Source organism: Streptomyces sp. NPDC033221, assembly GCF_055577005.1.
The window spans coordinates 25,449-43,536 of the sequence record NZ_JBVIQN010000030.1 but is presented as its reverse complement, the minus strand read 5'-3'; the positions used below and the strand labels follow the sequence as shown (position 1 = coordinate 43,536).

Genomic DNA, 18,088 nt, shown 5'->3' with positions numbered 1-18,088 from the left:
TCGCCAACCTACCCCTGTGTCCCGTACACCGGTTCCGGCGCGGTCGCCTCGGCGAGCAGTCTGCGCGCCGTCTCTCCTGCTTCGGCCGGCTGCCAACGGGCCTGTTTGTCGGCGGTGGGGCCCGGGCGCCATCCGTCCATGACCGTGATGCGGCCTCCTTCGGCCTCGAAGACCCGGCCGGTGACGCCTTGTGAGGCGGCCGAGCCGAGCCAGACGACGAGGGGCGAGACGTTCTCGGGGGCCATGGTGTCGAAGGCGCCGTCCGCCGGTGCCGCCATGGTCTCGGCGAAGGTCCGCTCGGTCATCCGGGTGCGGGCGGCCGGCGCGACGGCGTTGACCTGGACGCCGTACCGGCCCAGTTCGGCGGCGGCCACGAGGGTGAGGCCGAGGACGCCTGCCTTGGCGGCGGAGTAGTTGCCCTGGCCGACGCTGCCCAGCAGGCCCGCCCCGGAACTGGTGTTGACGACGCGGGCCTGCGGCGTGCGGCCCGCTTTCGCCTCGGCGCGCCAGTGGGCCGCGGCGTGCTTGAGCGGCAGGAAGTGGCCCTTGAGGTGGACGCGTACGACGGCGTCCCACTCGTCCTCCGTCAGGTTCACCAGCATCCGGTCGCGTACGAAGCCCGCGTTGTTGACCAGGGTGTCGAGGCGTCCGTACGTGCCCAGCGCGGTGGCGACCAGCGAGGCCGCGCCGGGTTCCGTGGCGATGTCCCCGCTGTGGGCGACGGCTTCGCCGCCCGCCGCGCGGATCTCCGCGACGACCTCCTCGGCGGGACCGCCCGCGCCCTCGCCCTCCGTACCGTCCGGCCGTACGCCGAGGTCGTTGACGACGACGCGGGCTCCCTCGGCGGCGAAGGCCAGCGCGTGGGCCCGGCCCAGTCCGCGGCCCGCGCCGGTGACGGCGACCACGCGCCCGGCACAGAGGCCGTCGGACGTGCCGGTGGAGGCGTCCACGGGGATGCCGACGGGAGTGCCGTCGGACAGGTGGTCATCAGTCATCATTACCCTCCGGACCGGGAGTCGGGCCGGTCGTCTGCTCGGTCGTCAGCTCGGTGACCAGGTCAGCAGCTGACCCAGCTGCCCTAGTTGCCCCAGTTGCCCCAGTCGTCGCATCGGCAACGGCAGACCGCGAACCCGTCGGGCCTCGCTGCGCCGCACCGGACGGCCGCCCAGCCGCCTCCAGGAACGCCGGCCGTTCGCCCCCGCCGTGTACGGCGAGGGCGGCGCCCGTCACGTATCCGCACCGGTCGCAGGCGAGGAAGGCGCACAGCTCGCCGACCTCGTCCGGTGTCGCGAGCCGGCCGAGCGGGACGGTGTGGCCGACGGCCGCGAGACCCGCCGCGTCGCCGTAGTGCAGGTGGGAGAGTTCGGTGTGCACCATGCCGATGACGAGGGTGTTGACGCGGATGTGCGGGGCCCATTCGACGGCCATGGTGCGGGCGAGGTTTTCCAGGCCCGCCTTCGCGGCTCCGTAGGCGGCGGTGCCGGGTGAGGGGCGGGTGCCGCTGACACTGCCGATCATGATGATCGAACCGCCGGTCCGCTGCTCCGCCATGACGGCCCGTGCGGCGAGGGAGACGGTCAGCGGCGCGGTGAGGTTCAGTTCGATGATGCGGGCGGCCTGTCGCGGCGAGGTGGCGTCGAGGGGCCGGTACGGTGTGCCACCCGCGTTGTTGACGAGGGTGTCGAGGCGTCCGTAGCGGGCCCGTACCCGGTCGAAGCACGCCGCGACCGCCTCCGGGTCGGTGACGTCCACCGGCTCGAAGGCGGCGGCGCGCCCGTCCGCCACCGCGACCGGCCGTTCCGGTGGGCGCCGGGCGCAGGCGACGACCTCGGCGCCCGCCGCCAGCAGGGCCCGGCTGATGCCGGCGCCGACGCCCCGGGTGCCGCCCGTGACGACCGCGACGCGTCCGGACAGGTCGATGTCGAGCGCCAAATGGCCACCTCCGCCCTCCCGTTGCGGGCGCCGCGCTGCTACCTTCTCCAGCAGCCTGCACCTAACAAACGTTTGGTGGAAAGGTAGCTGATCCGCCCATGGGTGTCTCCACCACCGTCACCGCGACCCGTCCCGAGGACGGCATCGCGCTCGTCACCGTCGACCGGCCCCCGGTCAACGCCCTGCCCGTACAGGGGTGGTTCGACCTGGCCGACGCGGTACGCGCGGCCGGCCGCGACCCCGGAGTCCGCTGTGTGGTGCTCGCCGCCACCGGCCGCGGGTTCAACGCGGGCGTGGACATCAAGGAGATGCAGCGAACGCCGGGGCACGCGGCGCTGCTCGGCGCCAACCGCGGCTGTTACGCGGCGTTCGCGGCCGTGTACGACTGCGAGGTACCGGTCGTCGCCGCCGTGCAGGGCCACTGCCTGGGCGGCGGCATCGGGCTGGTGGGCAACGCGGACGCGATCGTGGCGAGCGACGACGCCACGTTCGGCCTGCCCGAACTGGATCGCGGCGCGCTCGGCGCGGCCACCCACCTGGCCCGGCTCGTCCCGCCGCACCTGATGCGCACCCTCTACTACACCTCGCGCACCGTGACCGCCGCCGAACTCCACCGGCACGGCTCGGTGTGGGACGTGGTGCCGCGCGCGAAGGTGCTCGCCGTGGCGCTCGCGCTGGCCGGGGAGATCGCCGCGAAGGACGGGTATCTGCTGCGGCTGGCCAAGGCCGCCATCAACGGCATCGACCCGGTCGACGTACACCGCAGCTACCGCTTCGAGCAGGGCTTCACCTTCGAGGCCAACCTCAGCGGTGTCGCCGACCGGCATCGGGAGGCCTTCACCCGGCGGACACCCGACGCCCCCGGCAGCCCGGAGCGCCGGCCCGGCGCCGACACGCCCGGAGGTGGGCCGAGTTGAGCGACAAGACCATGACCGCCGACGACGTGGCGGCCCGGCTGGAGAGCGGTATGACGATCGGCATCGGCGGCTGGGGCTCGCGCCGCAAGCCGATGGCGCTCGTACGGGCCCTGCTGCGGTCCGGGCTGACGGATCTCACCGTCGTCTCCTGCGGCGGCCCGGACGTGGGCCTGCTGGCGGCCGCCGGGATGATCCGCCGGCTGGTGGTCCCCTTCGTCACGCTGGACTCGGTCCCCCTGGAACCGCACTTCCGCGCCGCCCGGGAGCGCGGCGCGCTGGAGCTGACCGAGCTGGACGAGGCGATGTTCCTGTGGGGGCTGACCGCGGCGGGGCAGCGGCTGCCCTTCATGCCGGTGCGGGCCGGGCTCGGGTCCGATGTGCTGCGGGTCAATCCGCAGATCCGTACGGTCACCTCGCCGTACGCGGACGGTGAGGTGCTGGCCGCCGCCCCGGCACTGCGGCTGGACGCGGCGCTGGTGCACCTCAACCGGGCGGACGCGCGGGGCAACGGGCAGTACCTGGGGCCCGATCCGTACTTCGACGATCTCTTCTGCGAGGCGGCGGACGCGGCGTACCTCTCGTGCGAGCGGATCGTGGACCCCGCGGACCTGTCCCGGGCGGGCGGCCCGCAGACGCTGCTGGTCAGCCGGATGTTCGTCAGCGGGGTCGTCGAGGCGCCGTACGGTGCGCACTTCACGTCCTGTGTGCCGGACTACGGCCGGGACGAGGCGTTCCAGCGGGCGTATGTGCGTGCCGCGGCGGATCCGGACGCGTGGGCCGCGTTCGTCAAGCGCTTCCTGTCGGGGGACGAGAACGACTACCGGGCCGCGGTGGCGGCCTTCACCGACGAGACCGCGAGGGAGCACCGGTGACTCCCGGGGCCGGAACCACGACCGTCACCCGCGCCGAGTACTGCGTCCTGGCATGCGCCGAGGTCTGGCGCGGCGCGGGCGAGGTGCTCGCCTCTCCCATGGGCACCGTCCCCGCCCTCGGGGCGCGGCTGGCGCGGCTGACCTTCTCCCCCGATCTCCTGCTGACGGACGGCGAGGCCCTGCTCGTCGGCGACGCGCCGGAGCCGGGGCCGACGCCGGAGGCGACTTCCGGGCCGGCGGTGCCGGAGGGCTGGCTGCCCTACCGCCGCCATCTGGCACTGGTCGCCACCGGCCGCCGGCACGTCATGATGGGCGCGAGCCAGATCGACCGGTACGGCAACCAGAACATCTCCTGCATCGGGGACTGGGCGCGCCCGTCCCGGCAGTTGCTCGGGGTGCGGGGCGCTCCGGTCAACACCCTCAACAACCCGACCAGCTACTGGGTGCCGAAACACTCGCCGCGGACCTTCGTCGAGCGGGTCGACATGGTCTGCGGCGTCGGGTACGACCGGGCCGCGGCGGCCGGGCCGTCCGCGACCCGTTACCACCGCGTCCCGGAGGTCGTCAGCAACCTCGGCGTGTTCGACTTCGACACGCCCGGCCACACCATGCGGATCCGGTCGCTGCATCCCGGCGTACGGCTGGACGAGGTCCGCGCGGCCACCGGGTTCGAGCTGTCCGTAGCGGACGTCGGTGTGCCGTGCACGCGCGCGCCGGCCGCCGCCGAGCTGCGGCTGATCCGTGAGGTCGTCGACCCGGGCGGGCTGCGCGACCGCGAGGTGCCGCCGTGCGGACCCTGACCACCGCGCTCACCGAGCTGACCGGCGTCCGCCACCCCGTCGTCCAGACCGGCATGGGGTGGGTCGCCGGGCCCCGCCTGGTCTCCGCCACCGCCGAGGCAGGGGCGCTCGGCATCCTGGCCTCCGCCACCATGTCCCCCGGGGAACTGCGTGCCGCGGTCCGCGAGGTCGCCTCCCGTACGGACCGGCCCTTCGGTGTCAATCTGCGGGCGGACGCCGGGGACGCCGCCGAGCGGGTGCGCATCATCGTCGAGGAGGGCGTACGGGTCGCCTCGTTCGCCCTGGCGCCTTCCCGGGAGCTGATCGCCCGTCTGAAGGACGCCGGGGTCGTCGTCATCCCGACGGTGGGGGCGCGGCGGCACGCGGAGAAGGTCGCCGCGTGGGGCGCGGACGCGGTGGTCGTCCAGGGCTCGGAGGGCGGCGGACACACCGGTGACGTGGCGACCACCGTCCTGCTGCCGCAGGTCGTGGACGCGGTGGACATCCCGGTCGTGGCGGCGGGCGGCTTCCACGACGGGCGCGGCCTGGTGGCCGCCCTTGCCTTCGGGGCGGCCGGTGTGGCCATGGGGACGCGTTTTCTGCTCACGTCCGACAGCACCGTCCCGGCCGCGGTCAAGGCACGCTATCTGGCGGCCTCGGTCCAGGATGTCACCGTGACCCGCGCGGTGGACGGGCTGCCGCACCGGATGCTGCGGACGGAACTGGTGGCCGCCCTGGAACGGTCCGGGCGCCCGGCGGCGCTGCTGCGGGCCGCGCGGCACGCGGCGGCGTTCCGGAAGCAGGCGGGGACGGGCCGGGCCCGGATGGTGCGCGACGGGCTGGCCATGCGGCGCGGCGCCGGGCTGACGTGGAGCCAGGTGCTGCTGGCCGCGAACACGCCGATGATGCTGCGGGCCGCGCTGGTGGAGGGCCGTACGGATGCCGGGGTGATGGCGTCCGGGCAGGTGGCGGGGGTCATCGACGACCTGCCGTCGTGTGCGGAGCTGGTCGGCCGGATCATGGCCGAGGCGACGGCGACACTGGACCGGCTGGGGCCGGGCGGCTCGGGCTGAGCGGGGGGGCGACCGGACCGGATGGCTCGGGCCGGGGCCCCGACAGCCCCTGAGGCCGACCCGAACACTGGTCTGGATTTCGTCGGACTACGGTGGAGAATGACCACTGAAGGCCGCCCGTGGTCCTGCCGCGGGCGGAGGTTTCCATCGGGGGAGATCAGATGCGTAAGTTTCTCGCCACGGCCGTCGCGGTGACGGCGCTCAGCACGACGCTGGGTCTGGCCACGGCCTCGCAGGCCGCGGCGGCTCCGCGGGTGCCGCAGTGCGCCAAGGTGATGAAGTACTTCACCAAGGACCACCAGCGGTTCGTCCGCCTGAAGAACCTCTGCTCGCAGCGCACGGCCTGTTACACCATCGTCGTCCCGGCCCGGCCCGCCGTGAACGGCCGCCTCGCCAAGGCCGTGACGAAGGACGTCCGGTACGGGACGGACCGGGGCCCGCGTGCCCTGTATGTGCGGAACCGGGCCTGCTGACGCCCGCCGGCCCGCGTCACAGCCGTTCGATCACCGTCACATTGGCCTGGCCGCCACCCTCGCACATCGTCTGGAGCCCGTAGCGCCCGCCGGTGCGCTCCAGCTCGTGCAGCAGTGTGGTCATGAGCTTGCAGCCGGTCGCGCCGAGCGGGTGGCCCAGGGCGATGGCGCCGCCGTTGACGTTGACCCGGGCGGGGTCGGCGCCGGTCTCTTTCAGCCAGGCCAGGACCACCGGCGCGAACGCCTCGTTGATCTCGACGAGGTCGATGGCGTCGATGTCCAGCCCGGTCTTCTTCAGTGCGTGGGCGGTGGCCGGGATCGGCGCGGACAGCATCCGGATCGGGTCCTCGCCGCGTACGGACAGGTGGTGGACGCGGGCGCGCGGCGTCAGGCCGTGGTCTCGTACGGCCTGCTCACCGGCCAGTAGCAGGGCCGCAGCGCCGTCGGACACCTGTGAGGAGACGGCAGCCGTGAGCCGGCCGCCGGGTACCACCGGCGCGAGGGCCGCCATCTTCGCCGCCGAGGTGTCGCGCCGCGGTCCCTCGTCGGCCGTCACGTCTCCGTACGGGACCAGTTCGCGGGCGAAGCGCCCTTCGTCGGCAGCGCGTACGGCCCGCCGGTGTGAGCGCAGCGCGTACTCCTCCATGTCCGTACGGGAGATGTCCCACTTGTCGGCGATCAGTTCGGCGCCGTGGAACTGGTCCACCGGCCGGTCGCCGTAGCGTGCGCGCCAGCCCGCGCTGCCCGCGAACGGCCCCTCGGCCAGTCCGAGCGGTTCGGCGGCGCGGCGGCTCGCGAAGGCGATGGGGATCATCGACATGTTCTGGGTGCCGCCCGCGACGACGAGGTCCTGGGTGCCGGAGAGCACGCCTTGCGCGGCGAAGTGGACGGCCTGCTGGGAGGAGCCGCACTGCCGGTCGACGGTGACGCCCGGCACCTCCTCGGGGAGTCCGGCCGCCAGCCAGCTGGTCCGGGCGATGTCGCCGGCCTGCGGGCCGACGGCGTCCAGGCAGCCGAAGACGACGTCGTCCACGGCGGCCGGGTCCACGCCCGTACGCTCCATCAGCGCGGTCAGGACGTGCGCGCCGAGGTCGGCCGGGTGTGCGGCGGCGAGTCCGCCGCCGCGCCGGCCGACGGGGGTGCGCAGCGCGTCGATGATGTAGGCCTCTGCCATGCCGGCTCCTCGGTCGTCGGGGCGTGCGGAGCGTGCGTGGTGCGGAGCTGGGGTCGCGTGGTGGTGCGGTGGCGGGGTCAGTTCCGTACGGCGATGCCGTCCAGCACCATCGACAGGTACTGGCGGGCGATCTCCTCCGGGCCGTGGTGGCCGCCCGGCCGGTACCAGCTCGCGGCGACCCAGACGGTGTCGCGGACGAACCGGTAGGTGAGCCGGACGTCGAGGTCGGGGCGGAAGACGCCGTCGGCGACACCGCGTTCCAGGGTGCCGAGCCACGCCTTCTCGAACTTCTGCCGGGAGTCGGCGAGGTAGCCGAAGCGCGGCCGTCCGGCGAGCTGCCCGGACTCCTTCTGGTAGATCGCGACGGCGGCGCGGTGCCGGTCGATCTCCCGGAAGGACTCGGTGACCAGGGCTTCGATGGTTTCCCGGGGGCCGAGTCCGGCGGCGAGCACCGCGTCGTAACCGGCCCACAGCTCGTCCAGGAAGGTGCTCAGGATCTCGTCCAGCATCGATTCCTTGGAGTCGAAGTGGTAGTAGAGGCTGCCCGCGAGCAGCCCGGCCTCGTCCGCGATCCGGCGTACGGTCGTCGCGTCGTAGCCGTGGGCGGCGAACACTTCGGCAGCGGTGGCGAGGAGTTCACGGCGGCGGGCGGGCGAGGGCGGGGTCACGGCGGCCGGTTTCGCGGTCTTCTTTGCGGTGGACACCGGATCATTGTCCCTCCCCGCTCACGCGCGCTGGCTGCTGACCGGGACCGTCTCGCCGGTCATGTACGAGGCGTAGTCGCTGGCCAGGAAGACGATGACGTTGGCGACCTCCCACGGCTCGGCGGAGCGTCCGAACGCCTCCCGGGCGGTCAGCTCGGTCAGCAGCTCCTCGCCGGTGACCTTCGCCAGGTGCGGGTGGACGGCCAGGCTGGGCGAGACGGCGTTGACCCGGACCCCGTACGCGGCTGCCTCGACCGCGGCGCAGCGGGTCAGTGCCATGACCCCGGCCTTGGCGGCGGCGTAGTGTGCCTGGCCGCGCTGGGCCCGCCAGCCCACGACCGACGCGTTGTTGACGATGACGCCGCCCCGGCCGCTCGCGCGCATCCGGCGCAGCGCGGCGCGGGTGCAGCGGAAGGTCCCGTTCAGGGTGACGTCCAGGACGGCGGACCACTGCGCGTCGGTCATCTCCACCAGGTCGGCGCTGCCGCCGAGTCCGGCGTTGTTGACGACCACGTCCAGTCGCCCATGCCGCTGTTCGGCGCGTTCGAAGAGGGCGGTGACCTGCGCTTCGTCGGTGACGTCGCAGGGCTGTGCGGCGACCCGGCGGGCGCCGAACTCGGCGGCGAGCGCCGTCTCGGACTCCTTCAGGCGCCGGGCGTGCGCGTCGGAGAGGAACACGTCCGCGCCCTCCTCCAGGAGTCTGCGCGCGGTGGCGCCGCCGATGCCGGTGCCCGCGGCGGCGGTGACGACGGCCGTGCGGCCGGCGAGCAGACCGTGTCCGGGGACGTACGGGGGCGCCGGGTGCGTCGCCGGAGGCTTCTCGGGCGTCATGGCCGTACGCTAACCTACCAAACACTTGTTAGGGAACGGTCCCGCAGGAGCCCGCCGCCACCGCAGGGAGGCCGCTCGATGGATCTCCGACTCACCGCGGACGACGCGGAGTTCCGGCGGGAAGCGCGGGACTGGCTGGCCGCCCATGTGCCCGCCGTACCGCTGCCCTCCCTGGAGACGGCGGACGGTTTCGCCGCCCACCGGGAGTGGGAGCGCGAACTCCACGCAGGACGCTGGTCGGTGGTGTCCTGGCCGGAGGCGTACGGCGGGCGGGGCGCGTCGCCGGTCCGCCGGCTGCTCTTCGAGGAGGAGTACCACGCGGCACAGGCCCCCGGCCGGGTCTCCCAGAACGGCATCAGCCTGCTCGCCCCCACCCTCTTCGAGCACGGTACGGGCGAGCAGCTGGCGCGCGTCCTGCCCGCGATGGCGAGCGGCGCGGTCATCTGGGCGCAGGCGTGGTCCGAGCCCGGCGCCGGTTCCGACCTCGCCGCGCTGCGGTCGTCCGCCGTACGAACCGAGGGCGGCTGGCTGCTGCGCGGGCACAAGACCTGGTCCTCCAGGGCGGCCTTCGCGGACCGTGCCTTCGGGCTGTTCCGCAGCCATCCCGGCGCGGACCGTCCGCACCGCGGTCTCACGTACCTGATGTTCGACCTGACCGCGCCGGGGGTGACGGTACGGCCGATCGGCCGCCTCGACGGCAAGCCGGCCTTCGCCGAACTCGTCCTCGACGACGTCTTCGTACCGGACGAGGACGTGATCGGCGAGCCGGGGCAGGGCTGGCGGGTCGCCATGAGCACGGCGGGCAACGAGCGCGGACTGACACTGCGCAGCCCCGGGCGCTTCACGGCCGCCGCCGACCGGCTCGCCGCCCTGTGGCGGGACACCGCCGACCCGGCGGACACCGCGCTGCGCGACCGGGTCGCCGACGCGCTCATCGGCGCCCGCGCCTACCGGCTGTCCGCCTACGCCGGCGCCGCACGGCTCGCGGCGGGCGGCACCCCGGGCGCCGAGGCCAGCCTGAACAAGGTCTTCTGGTCCGAACTCGACCTCGCCCTGCACGAGACCGCACTCGACCTCCTCGGTCCGCGCGGCGAACTCGCCGACCGCGCCGGTGAGGCACCGGCACACGGCAGCTGGGCCGACGGCTGGGTCTTCGCGCTGGCCGGCCCGGTCTACGCGGGCACCAACGAGATCCAGCGCGACATCATCGCCGAGCGGCTGCTGGGCCTGCCGAAGGGCCGGCGCTGAGGCGTCCGGCCCGGTGAGGGAGTTGAGGGATGCGATTCCTGCTGGACACGGAGCAGGCGGAGTTCGGGCGGACGCTCGGCCGGATGCTGGCAGCGGCGGACACCCCGGCCGCCGTACGGGCGTGGGGTGCCGGGGACCACGGCCCCGGGCGCGCGATGTGGCGGCGGCTCGCCGAAGCCGGGGTGTTCGGGCTGGCCGTGCCGGAGAAGTACGGCGGTGCCGGGTTCCTGCCGGTGGAGCTGGTCGTGGGCCTGGCGGAGGCGGGGCGGCACGCCGTGCCGGGCCCCGTGGTGGAGACCGCCGCCGCGGCCGTACTGCTGGACCGGCTCGGCGACGCGGACCTGGCCGAGCGCCGGCTGGCCTCGATCGCGGCCGGGGACGCGGTGGTGTCGTACGCGGACCTGGCGTGCGGGCCGTACGCGCTCGACGCGACGGCCACCGATGTCACCTTCGTCGCCGACGGTGACACACTGCGGCAGGCCGGCGGGTACGGGCCGGTCCAGCCCTCGGTCGATCCGGCCCGGCGGCTGGTCCGGTGTGAAGAAGGCGGCGGAACCGTCCTGGCGAGCGGCCCGGCCGTGCGGGCCGCCGCCGCGTACGCCGCGGACGTCGCGCGGCTGCTGACCGCAGCGCAGGCGCTCGGCGTCGGGCGCAGGCTGCTCGACGACACGGTGGCGTATGTGAAACAGCGCACCCAGTTCGGTGTCGCCGTCGGCTCGTTCCAGGCGGTGAAGCACCGGCTGGCGGATGTGCTGCTGGAGCTGGAGTTCGCCGAGCCGCTGGTGTACGGCGCCGCGGTGGAACTCGCGGGGCCGACGGAGACGAGTGGCGGGGAGGCGGGCGACGGGGAGGCGGGCGTCGGCATCGCGATGGCTAAGGTGGCCGCGAGCGAGGCCGCCTACGCGGCGGCGCGGGCCGCGCTCCAGTTGCACGGCGCCCTGGGGTACACCGATGAGCTGGACCTTTCCTTGTGGATCCGTAAGGCGCGAGCACTGCGCGGCGCCTGGGGCACGCCGGCGGAGTGCCGGGCCCGGGTGCTCCCCTCCCCCGCGCCGGACAGGTGATCGCACGGGCGCAAATCTTTTACAAGTAAAACACCTGTTAAGCTTTTGGGTATGGGGAAACACGCCAGACCCACGGGAAAGAGAGCGACGGCCGCGACCGGAAGCACCAGCGCGGTGCGCGCCCGCCCCCTGCCCGTCCGGAGCACGGTCCTGCTGCGCCGTCCCGTCGACATCTGGCACAAGCCCGCGCTGAGCGCCGTCGTCGCCCTCGGCATCCCCGAATTCCTGCTGCTCGCGCTGGGCCGCCTGGACCTGGTCCTCTACACCTCGGCCGGAGCGATGTGCGCCCTGTACGCGCACGGCCTGCCGTACGCCGCCCGCGCCCGCACCCTGGCATGGGTCGTCCTCGGCATGGTCGCGAGCCTCGGCACCGCCCTGACCGCGGCCTCCCTGACCGCTTCGGTCCCGCTCCTCGTCCTCCTCGCCTCGCTGGTCGCGGCCGTGCACAAGACGGTCTGCGACGCGACGCGGGTCGGGCCGCCGGGCAACCTGATCTTCACCTTCATCTCGGCGTCGGCCTTCTTCGTACCGCAGCGGATCGGGCAGGTGCCCTTCCATCTCTCGCTGGCCCTGGGCGCCGGTGCGCTCGCCTGGCTGGTGTGCATGGCACCCGCGCTCGTCCGGCCACGCGGACCGGAGCGGATCGCGACGGCCCGGGCGCTGGAGGCGGCCGCGGCACTGCTGCGCAGCGACCCGGTGGACGAGGCCGCCGGCGCCCGGCACGCCACCGCTGCCGCGGTGAACGCCGCCTGGCACACCCTGTTCCAGGTCCCGGCCCGGACGCCCGCCGCGGCGGCGGCACGCTCGGGGCTGGAGCGGCTGCTCGTCCGGGCCGAGTCGGCCCTCGCGGTCCGGGAAGCCGACCCTGAAGAGGCCGAGCGCTGCACGGCATGGGCCCGTGACCTGCGCCGGGGCCGGGCGCTGCCGGACATCGCACTCACCGGCGCACAGGCCGGAGAGCTGGCCGGGATCACCGCGGAACACGCGGACCGCAAGGCGGGCACGGACCGTGCCGGCACCGCGGGCCCGGAGCCGCGCCACCCCGCGCCCGGCCGTCCGTACGGCATCCGGGCCGTGCTCCACCGCCTCGCACCCGGCTCACCGCTGCTGCCCATCGGCGCGCGGGTGGCCACGGGCTGCGCGCTGGCGGGCTGGGGCTCAATGGCGGCCGGCGTCGGCCACCCGTACTGGGCCGTGGTCACCGCGGCCTCCATCTACCAGGCCAACACCACCCTCTCGTGGCAACGGGCCCTGCAGCGCACCATCGGCAACCTCCTCGGGCTGCTGCTCTTCACCGCCCTGCTGCCGGTCATCCACACCGGCCATCTCGCGATGATCCTGCTGGCGCTCACCTTCCAGTTCTGCGCGGAGGCGAGCATCACCCGCAACTACTGGCTCGGGTCGGTCTGGGTCACCCCGATGGCCCTGCTGCTGACCGAGTTCGGCAGCCATCTGCCCGCGCGCACACTGGTCACCGACCGCTGGACCGACACGGTCGTGGGCGCGGCCGTGGGCCTGGCCTGCTGCGTCCTGGTCACCAACCGCCGCGCCGCCGACCGCATCGAAGGGGCCCTGGACCGGGTGGCCGCGGCAGAGGCCGCGGCCCTGCGGCTGCTGGACGGCGACGACGCGCGCGAGACGGGCTGGGCGCGCGACCGGCTCGCCGGGAGCCTGGTGGAACTCCGGGAGGCGGTGGAGGTGTCGGCGGGCGAGTGGTGGCAGCGCGCCGTCCCCGAGGAACGTGTCGCCCTGGCCGAGCGGCAGGGACACCGCACCCTGGCCCGGCTCGTGCGCCGGCTGTCCGCACCGGCGCTGGCCGCGTAACCGCGGGCCGGCCCGCCGCCGCCCGGCCCGTACCCGTACCGCCCCGCCCTGCTCCCGGAAGCGGCAGCAGGCAGAATTGGCCGGGCGCAGCGCGGCGCGGGGGCCCTACGGCGGCCCGTGGCACGCCGTGCGCGGATCAGGATGCCGACGGGGGCCGGGAGAGCCCGGGAAGAAGGGGTGCGCGTGACCGAGGACATCGTCGCGGGGGTGCTGCGGCAGTGGCAGCAGGTCCATCCGGGGCTGGACACCGGTCCGATGGCGGTGATCGGGCGGCTGAACCGCTGTTCCGCGCTGCTGCAGCAGGCCGCCGACGCGCCGCTGCGGCGGGAGGGTCTGACCCGCCCGGAGTTCGACATCCTCGGCACGCTGCGGCGGATGGACCGTGAGCTGACGCCCGGCCGCATCGCGCGTGAGACGTTCGCGTCCGGGGCCGCGGTCACCAAGCGGGTACGGCAGTTGGAGACGCGGGGACTGGTGGCGCGGCGCCCCGACGAGCGGGACCGGCGGGTCTCGCACCTCTCGCTCACCGACGAGGGCCGGGCGGTCATCGACCGGCTGCTGCCCGAGCAACTGCGCTACGAGGCCGGTCTGCTGGAGGGCATCGACGGCAAGCGGCGGGACGAACTGTCCAAGGGCCTGAGCGAGTTGCTGGTGGTGCTGGAGGGGCGGCTCGGGAGCCTGCTGGACTGACGGGCCGCGGAGGGACGGGGGACAGGCAGGGGCGAGGGGCCCGGCAGGAGGCAAGGGGCCGGGCGGCGCGCCGCCCGGCGCCTCCCCGGCAACGCGCGCGGGCTGCGGAATGATGCGTTCCGTAGACGGCTGCTTCCCAGGTGCCCGGCCGGCGGACACAGCGGCGGCGCCGGTGACGCGCGGGCGGAGGGAGGAACGCCGGATTGCCTGGCCGCACGCTTCGCCCCACCGGAAACCGCCGGGCCCGGGAACGCCTCCCCGCCCCCGACGGCCGCGGCCCCCCGGGCGCGTACCCCGCTCCGCCCGTCCGCCCCGCCCGCCCCGTCGCCCGGCGACCCGCATCCCTGAGGCAGCGTCATGACTTCGCAATTCGACGGTATGGCCGCGCTGCACGAGCGCAGCATCGACGAGCTGCCCTTCAGACGGCACATCGAGATGCCCTCCGTGCTCGCCGCGGCGGACGGCGTCGAGGGGCGGCGCGTCCTGGACCTCGGCTGCGGGTCGGGCCACTACGTCCGCTTCTTCGCCCGCAACGGGGCGGCCGTCGTGCTCGGCGTCGACCGGTCCCCCGGGCTGATCGCGCATGCCCGGCACCGGGAGGAGGTGGAACCCCTCGGCGTGTCCTACCGCGTCCTCGACGAGGCGGCCACCGGAGCGCTCAAAGGCGCCTTCGACGTGGCCGTGGCCGTCTACGCCCTGTCGTACGCCGCCACGCCCGCGGCGCTCACCCGGCTGTGCGCCGCCGCCCGCGACACGCTCGCCCCGGGCGGCCGTTTCGTGGTCGCCACGCTCAACCCCGACCTCGCCACCGTTCCCCACTACTACCGGCCCTACGGCTTCGACCTCACCGTCGCCGACCCCCATCTGCGGGACGGCGACCCCGTCGGCCTGCACGGCCGGGCCGGCGAGGAAACGTTCCAGGTGACGGCCTACTACTGGTCCCGCGAGGCGCACGAACGGGCCCTGACGGAGGCCGGATTCACCGGCATCGCCTGGCAGCCGCCGCGCACCGCCGCCGACGGCAGCGCGTCCCTGTTCGCGCGCTACCTGGCGGCGCCGCACGTCTTGGCGGTGTCGGCGCGCGTCCGATGAGACCGGTGGCGGCACCCTCGGACCGGCCCCAGGACCGGCCCGAGGGGCCGGCCCGTCACGGCTCCAGGCGGGCGACGCGCCCGTCCTCCCCCGCCGCCCAGCAGCCGAAGTCCGCGGCACAGTCCACGGTGTCGTACGAGCCGTCGTCGAAGGTGTGCCAGGTGCGGCCGCCGTCGAGCGTCACATCGCTGCCCGTCGGGCCGACGGCCAGGGCGACCCGCGTGGTGCGGGGGAACCACGCCACACCGGACCGGTAGCGCTTCGGCGGCCGGGCGGACGCCTGCCAGGAAGCGCCGCCGTCCGCGCTCACCGCGGCGGCCTTCGGCGAAGGCTTGCCGGTCCGGTGGTCACCGCCGACCACGAGTCCGTGCGTACGGTCCCGGAAGGCCAGCCCGAAGACGCCGCGCGCCGGGTCGCCCGCCGGAACCGGCGTCTCGGCCACGGTCCAGCTCCGGCCGCGGTCCGGGGAGTACAGGACGCGGCTCTTCGCCGCGCCGCCGGTGGCGAACCACGCGTCGTACGCGCCGGAGCTGACCAGGCACTGGCCACTGGCCGCGAAGGACGCCTCGCCGGGCTGGGCCGGCGGCATCCCGCGGGTGGGCAGCACCCGCCAGTTACGGCCGCCGTCGACGGTAGACAGGATGCGGTACGTCCCGTCGACGGGGTCGGCGAGCGCGATGCCGTGGCTGCTGTCGAAGAACGTCATGCAGTCGTAGAAGGCGCGCGGATCGGTGTTGCGGAAGCTCTCGCTCCAGGTGGCGCCGCCGTCGTCCGTACGAAAGACACGGGACGCCTCGCCCTCGCCTGCCGCCAGGACCACGGCGTGCCGTGCGTCGAACGCCTCGATGTCGCGGAACTCCAGGGCCCCGGCGCCCGGCGGCGAGACATCGCGCCAGTGGTCGCCGCCGTCACGGGTGCGCAGCACGGTCCCGCCGGTGCCGGCGACCCAGGCGGTGCTGCGGCTGACGGCGGCCAGACCGCGGAAACGCGCGTCGGTGTCGCTGTCCTTCAGGTCCCAGCCGCCGTCCAGCAGCCCGGCGGCGGACGGCTGCGCGGCGGCGGACCGTGCGGCAGCGGACGGCTGCGCCGACGCGGGGGCCGCGCCCGCGACACTGAGCGCCGCGGCACAGGCCACCGCCCACGCCCCGCGTCCGCGTCTCGCGCGTCCCGGCTGTCCTGGCTGTCCCGGCTTCCCCATGACCCTCATGACGCTGGAAGCTAGCCCAGCCGGGACGCCCCGTCCAGACGTTCCCGTACCGCCCTCCGTACGGCGTCTCGCCTCGCGCCGGCCCGGTGCCGCTCCTACTGTGCTGAACGGGGGCTGGAAGCAGCCGGGGGCGACGCAGGAGGAGACGGCGATGGTCCGGCAGGAGATCTGCTCATGAACGCGCCGGCCCCGGTGACGGTGACCGACGACCGCGACGCGAACCGCTACGAGGCCCGGCTCGGCGGTGAAGTGGCGGGCGTGGCGGCCTATCTGCGTGCCGAGGGGCTCATCGCCCTCGTGCACACCGAGGTCGATCCGGTGTACGAGGGCAACGGTGTCGGTTCGGCGCTGACGCGGCACGCGCTGGACGCGGCGCGGGCGGACGGGCTGCGCGTGCTGGCCGTGTGCCCGTTCGTGGCGGGCTGGATGGAGCGGCACCCCGAATACCGGGATCTCGCCTACGAGAACCGCAGCACGGTCACGGACTGACGCCGGTCCGGCAGATCCAGTCGCGGGCCCAGCGCCACCAGAGCCAGTGGCAGCGCGGGGTCGGGGGTGGGGACATGGTGGGCAAGGGTGTGGGAGTGGGCGTGGGCGTGGGCGTGATCGTCGGGGTGGGGGTGGGGGTGGGGGTGGGCCGTGTCGTCGGGCTGCCGGTCGGTGCGGGTGTGGGGGTGGCGGTGGGCCGGGTGGGCCCGCCGGTGGGTGCGGACGCCGTCGGGCCGGAACCGGGATCCGTCGCTGGTCCGGTCGGTTCCGGGGTGGGGCCCGGCCGTCCGGTCGCGGACGGCGCGGGCGCCCGCGAAGGCGACGGCGTACTCGCCGCGCCGCCGGGGGCCGGTGGTGCCGACGGAGCGGCCGGAGCACCGGTGGGCACGGAGGTCGCCGAACGCTCCGCCGTGGCGTCGGGCACCGCCCGGCCCGCGCCGCTGCCGGACTCCCCCGGTGCCGCCGCCGTCCGCTCAGCCCTGGGCGCCGTGTCCGCACCGGTCAGCGCGACACCCGCGGCGACCGCCACGCCCGCGACCACCGCGACACCGACGCCCGCGACGGTGGCGGCCACCGGTCCGGCCTGCCCTATCTGACCGCGCAGCAGCTGCCGTAGAGCTTTCTGTGTGGAAATGAGCGCTTTCTGTACGGACGTGGCCGCACCGCCTCCGGCCGCGTGACCGCCACCGGCCGCGGCGGCCCCGGCCCCCGCGAGCGGCAGCAGGAACTTCGCCGAACCGCCCGCCAGGAGCACCAGCAGCGCGGGTCCGGTGAGCGCGGGGAGCCGGTCGTTGGCGCGGGTCAGCAGCACCATTCGGGCCCGGCAGTCGGGGCAGTCCGCGAGGTGGCCGGTCACTCCGTCGGCCTGTTTCGCGGTGGCCTCGCCCCGTACGAACGCGGGCATCCGCTGCCAGTGCACTTCGCACGCCGGGTCGTCCGGCGTGCCGGGCACCGAGCCGAGGAACGCCTGCCGCATCCCCTCCCTGGCCCGGTGCAGCAGCACGGCCGTCGCGCCCTTGCCCGCCCCGATCACCCTGCCCACCGCTTCCAGCGGCTGGTCCTCGGCCTCCGCCAGCCACAGCGCCGTCACCCAGCGCTGCGGGAGCCGCTCCAGAACCCGGGCGAGCAGATCGACATGGGAGACGCGCTGTGCCGGGTCGGCGTGCTCGGCCGCCGGGCCGGTGCCGGGCCACGCCTGGCCGTCCTCGGGGTCCCGCGGTATCTCGCGGGCGGCGGTCGCGCCGACGGCCGAGGCGAAGTGGCGGATGGTGGTGCGGAGGTAGGCCGGGACGTTGTCGATGTGGTGACCGGACCGGATGCGGCGCCAGACCCGGAAGTGCGCCTCGGCGACGAGGTCTTCCGCGAGCCAGGCGCTGGTCGTCAGCGACCGCGCGTAGGCGACCAGGCGCGGGTGCTCGCGTTCGAAGAGCCGGGCGTAATCGTCCGCCGCCGACGCCGGGGACCCTGCGGATGCTTCGGTCATGAACGGACAACCCCTGACGTGTCACCGCCGGCATCCGGAGCCGTGCCCCGTCCCGGCCGGGCAGCCGGGGTCCGGTCACAGGCTCTCACTTGCGGACAGGCCCAATCCGGTTCTGACGGTCTTGCATGGATTTCGCAAGCGTAGGGAGCACATATCCCCGCAATCAAAAGTTCGTGACGCACCTCACGCAGCCGTTCGGTGCACTGGCGTAATACACGGCGCGTCTTACGGGTCGT

18 protein-coding genes are annotated in these 18,088 nt (G+C 74.5%); 11 read left to right on the top strand and 7 right to left on the bottom strand.

From position 1 onward, the window contains the following. Nucleotides 1-8 precede the first annotated feature (8 nt). Together ACZ53K_RS31225 and ACZ53K_RS31220 are read right to left on the bottom strand one after the other, a co-directional pair. On the bottom strand, nucleotides 9-995 hold the full coding sequence (locus ACZ53K_RS31225; protein WP_468843135.1) for an SDR family oxidoreductase: 987 nt from the start codon (nucleotides 993-995) through the stop codon (nucleotides 9-11). Next, nucleotides 988-1,932, bottom strand: coding sequence for an SDR family oxidoreductase (locus ACZ53K_RS31220; RefSeq protein WP_468843133.1), 945 nt, complete (start codon nucleotides 1,930-1,932; stop codon nucleotides 988-990). Before ACZ53K_RS31220 ends, ACZ53K_RS31225 begins: the two co-directional genes overlap by 8 nt. 98 nt (nucleotides 1,933-2,030) lie before the next feature. Here ACZ53K_RS31220 and ACZ53K_RS31215 point away from each other — a divergent pair, with 98 nt between their 5' ends. The 5 genes from ACZ53K_RS31215 to ACZ53K_RS31195 all read left to right on the top strand — a co-directional run bounded on the left by ACZ53K_RS31215 (nucleotide 2,031) and on the right by ACZ53K_RS31195 (nucleotide 6,046). Then, on the top strand, nucleotides 2,031-2,849 hold the full coding sequence (locus ACZ53K_RS31215; RefSeq protein WP_468843130.1) for an enoyl-CoA hydratase family protein: 819 nt from the start codon (nucleotides 2,031-2,033) through the stop codon (nucleotides 2,847-2,849). After that, on the top strand, nucleotides 2,846-3,721 hold the full coding sequence (locus tag ACZ53K_RS31210) for a CoA transferase subunit A (RefSeq protein WP_468843128.1): 876 nt from the start codon (nucleotides 2,846-2,848) through the stop codon (nucleotides 3,719-3,721). The genes ACZ53K_RS31215 and ACZ53K_RS31210 overlap by 4 nt, the downstream gene beginning before the upstream one ends. Further along, nucleotides 3,718-4,521, top strand: coding sequence for a CoA-transferase subunit beta (locus tag ACZ53K_RS31205; protein WP_468843125.1), 804 nt, complete (start codon nucleotides 3,718-3,720; stop codon nucleotides 4,519-4,521). Before ACZ53K_RS31210 ends, ACZ53K_RS31205 begins: the two co-directional genes overlap by 4 nt. Further along, nucleotides 4,518-5,573, top strand: coding sequence for an NAD(P)H-dependent flavin oxidoreductase (locus ACZ53K_RS31200; RefSeq protein ID WP_468843301.1), 1,056 nt, complete (start codon nucleotides 4,518-4,520; stop codon nucleotides 5,571-5,573). Before ACZ53K_RS31205 ends, ACZ53K_RS31200 begins: the two co-directional genes overlap by 4 nt. Before the next feature lie 161 nt (nucleotides 5,574-5,734). Then, entirely contained in the window at nucleotides 5,735-6,046 is a 312-nt protein-coding gene (locus tag ACZ53K_RS31195; protein ID WP_468843122.1) for a hypothetical protein, read from the top strand. Between the two features lie 16 nt (nucleotides 6,047-6,062). Here the strand turns inward: ACZ53K_RS31195 and ACZ53K_RS31190 are convergent, their stop codons facing one another. The 3 genes from ACZ53K_RS31190 to ACZ53K_RS31180 all read right to left on the bottom strand — a co-directional run bounded on the left by ACZ53K_RS31190 (nucleotide 6,063) and on the right by ACZ53K_RS31180 (nucleotide 8,755). Continuing rightward, on the bottom strand, nucleotides 6,063-7,220 hold the full coding sequence (locus ACZ53K_RS31190) for an acetyl-CoA C-acetyltransferase (protein ID WP_468843120.1): 1,158 nt from the start codon (nucleotides 7,218-7,220) through the stop codon (nucleotides 6,063-6,065). A gap of 77 nt (nucleotides 7,221-7,297) precedes the next feature. Further along, on the bottom strand, nucleotides 7,298-7,924 hold the full coding sequence (locus tag ACZ53K_RS31185; protein WP_468843118.1) for a TetR/AcrR family transcriptional regulator: 627 nt from the start codon (nucleotides 7,922-7,924) through the stop codon (nucleotides 7,298-7,300). Nucleotides 7,925-7,945: 21 nt separating this feature from the next. After that, a complete protein-coding gene (locus tag ACZ53K_RS31180) occupies nucleotides 7,946-8,755 on the bottom strand; it encodes an SDR family oxidoreductase (protein ID WP_468843115.1) in 810 nt (269 codons plus the stop codon). 78 nt (nucleotides 8,756-8,833) lie between these two features. On the opposite strand from ACZ53K_RS31180, the gene ACZ53K_RS31175 reads away from it, so the two are divergent. The 5 genes from ACZ53K_RS31175 (at nucleotide 8,834) to ACZ53K_RS31155 (ending at nucleotide 14,673) form a co-directional block, all read left to right on the top strand. Further along, nucleotides 8,834-10,003, top strand: a complete 1,170-nt coding sequence (locus tag ACZ53K_RS31175) for an acyl-CoA dehydrogenase family protein (protein ID WP_468843112.1) — start codon at nucleotides 8,834-8,836, stop codon at nucleotides 10,001-10,003. A gap of 29 nt (nucleotides 10,004-10,032) precedes the next feature. Then, complete coding sequence (locus ACZ53K_RS31170; RefSeq protein ID WP_468843109.1) at nucleotides 10,033-11,067, top strand: acyl-CoA dehydrogenase family protein; 1,035 nt, start codon at nucleotides 10,033-10,035, stop codon at nucleotides 11,065-11,067. 51 nt (nucleotides 11,068-11,118) lie between these two features. Next, nucleotides 11,119-12,891: an FUSC family protein gene (locus tag ACZ53K_RS31165; RefSeq protein ID WP_468843107.1), complete on the top strand. Its 1,773-nt coding sequence runs from the start codon at nucleotides 11,119-11,121 to the stop codon at nucleotides 12,889-12,891. 183 nt (nucleotides 12,892-13,074) lie between these two features. Next, a complete protein-coding gene (locus ACZ53K_RS31160; RefSeq protein ID WP_468843104.1) occupies nucleotides 13,075-13,581 on the top strand; it encodes a MarR family winged helix-turn-helix transcriptional regulator in 507 nt (168 codons plus the stop codon). 357 nt (nucleotides 13,582-13,938) lie between these two features. Beyond that, the gene (locus tag ACZ53K_RS31155; RefSeq protein ID WP_468843101.1) at nucleotides 13,939-14,673 is read left to right on the top strand and encodes a class I SAM-dependent methyltransferase; all 735 of its coding nucleotides are present in this window, start codon (nucleotides 13,939-13,941) and stop codon (nucleotides 14,671-14,673) included. A gap of 55 nt (nucleotides 14,674-14,728) precedes the next feature. Here the strand turns inward: ACZ53K_RS31155 and ACZ53K_RS31150 are convergent, their stop codons facing one another. Beyond that, nucleotides 14,729-15,871 (bottom strand): WD40/YVTN/BNR-like repeat-containing protein, encoded by a 1,143-nt coding sequence (locus ACZ53K_RS31150; protein WP_468843099.1) that lies wholly within the window; start codon nucleotides 15,869-15,871, stop codon nucleotides 14,729-14,731. Nucleotides 15,872-16,054: 183 nt separating this feature from the next. Here ACZ53K_RS31150 and ACZ53K_RS31145 point away from each other — a divergent pair, with 183 nt between their 5' ends. Further along, the gene (locus ACZ53K_RS31145; RefSeq protein WP_468843096.1) at nucleotides 16,055-16,369 is read left to right on the top strand and encodes a GNAT family N-acetyltransferase; all 315 of its coding nucleotides are present in this window, start codon (nucleotides 16,055-16,057) and stop codon (nucleotides 16,367-16,369) included. Here the strand turns inward: ACZ53K_RS31145 and ACZ53K_RS31140 are convergent. After that, nucleotides 16,359-17,852, bottom strand: coding sequence for a sigma factor (locus ACZ53K_RS31140; protein WP_468843094.1), 1,494 nt, complete (start codon nucleotides 17,850-17,852; stop codon nucleotides 16,359-16,361). The genes ACZ53K_RS31145 and ACZ53K_RS31140 overlap by 11 nt on opposite strands. Between the last annotated feature and the right edge of the window lie 236 nt (nucleotides 17,853-18,088).

What these genes read in the sequence shown, in the direction of transcription:
- ACZ53K_RS31150 (WP_468843099.1), bottom strand. Translation starts at nt 15,871, where the DNA reads ATGGGGAAGCCGGGACAGCCAGGACAGCCGGGACGCGCGAGACGCGGA.
- ACZ53K_RS31180 (WP_468843115.1), bottom strand. Translation starts at nt 8,755, where the DNA reads ATGACGCCCGAGAAGCCTCCGGCGACGCACCCGGCGCCCCCGTACGTC.
- ACZ53K_RS31140 (WP_468843094.1), bottom strand. Translation starts at nt 17,852, where the DNA reads ATGACCGAAGCATCCGCAGGGTCCCCGGCGTCGGCGGCGGACGATTAC.
- ACZ53K_RS31175 (WP_468843112.1), top strand. Translation starts at nt 8,834, where the DNA reads ATGGATCTCCGACTCACCGCGGACGACGCGGAGTTCCGGCGGGAAGCG.
- ACZ53K_RS31215 (WP_468843130.1), top strand. Translation starts at nt 2,031, where the DNA reads ATGGGTGTCTCCACCACCGTCACCGCGACCCGTCCCGAGGACGGCATC.
- ACZ53K_RS31170 (WP_468843109.1), top strand. Translation starts at nt 10,033, where the DNA reads ATGCGATTCCTGCTGGACACGGAGCAGGCGGAGTTCGGGCGGACGCTC.
- ACZ53K_RS31155 (WP_468843101.1), top strand. Translation starts at nt 13,939, where the DNA reads ATGACTTCGCAATTCGACGGTATGGCCGCGCTGCACGAGCGCAGCATC.
- ACZ53K_RS31190 (WP_468843120.1), bottom strand. Translation starts at nt 7,220, where the DNA reads ATGGCAGAGGCCTACATCATCGACGCGCTGCGCACCCCCGTCGGCCGG.
- ACZ53K_RS31195 (WP_468843122.1), top strand. Translation starts at nt 5,735, where the DNA reads ATGCGTAAGTTTCTCGCCACGGCCGTCGCGGTGACGGCGCTCAGCACG.
- ACZ53K_RS31145 (WP_468843096.1), top strand. Translation starts at nt 16,055, where the DNA reads ATGAACGCGCCGGCCCCGGTGACGGTGACCGACGACCGCGACGCGAAC.
- ACZ53K_RS31165 (WP_468843107.1), top strand. Translation starts at nt 11,119, where the DNA reads ATGGGGAAACACGCCAGACCCACGGGAAAGAGAGCGACGGCCGCGACC.
- ACZ53K_RS31225 (WP_468843135.1), bottom strand. Translation starts at nt 995, where the DNA reads ATGACTGATGACCACCTGTCCGACGGCACTCCCGTCGGCATCCCCGTG.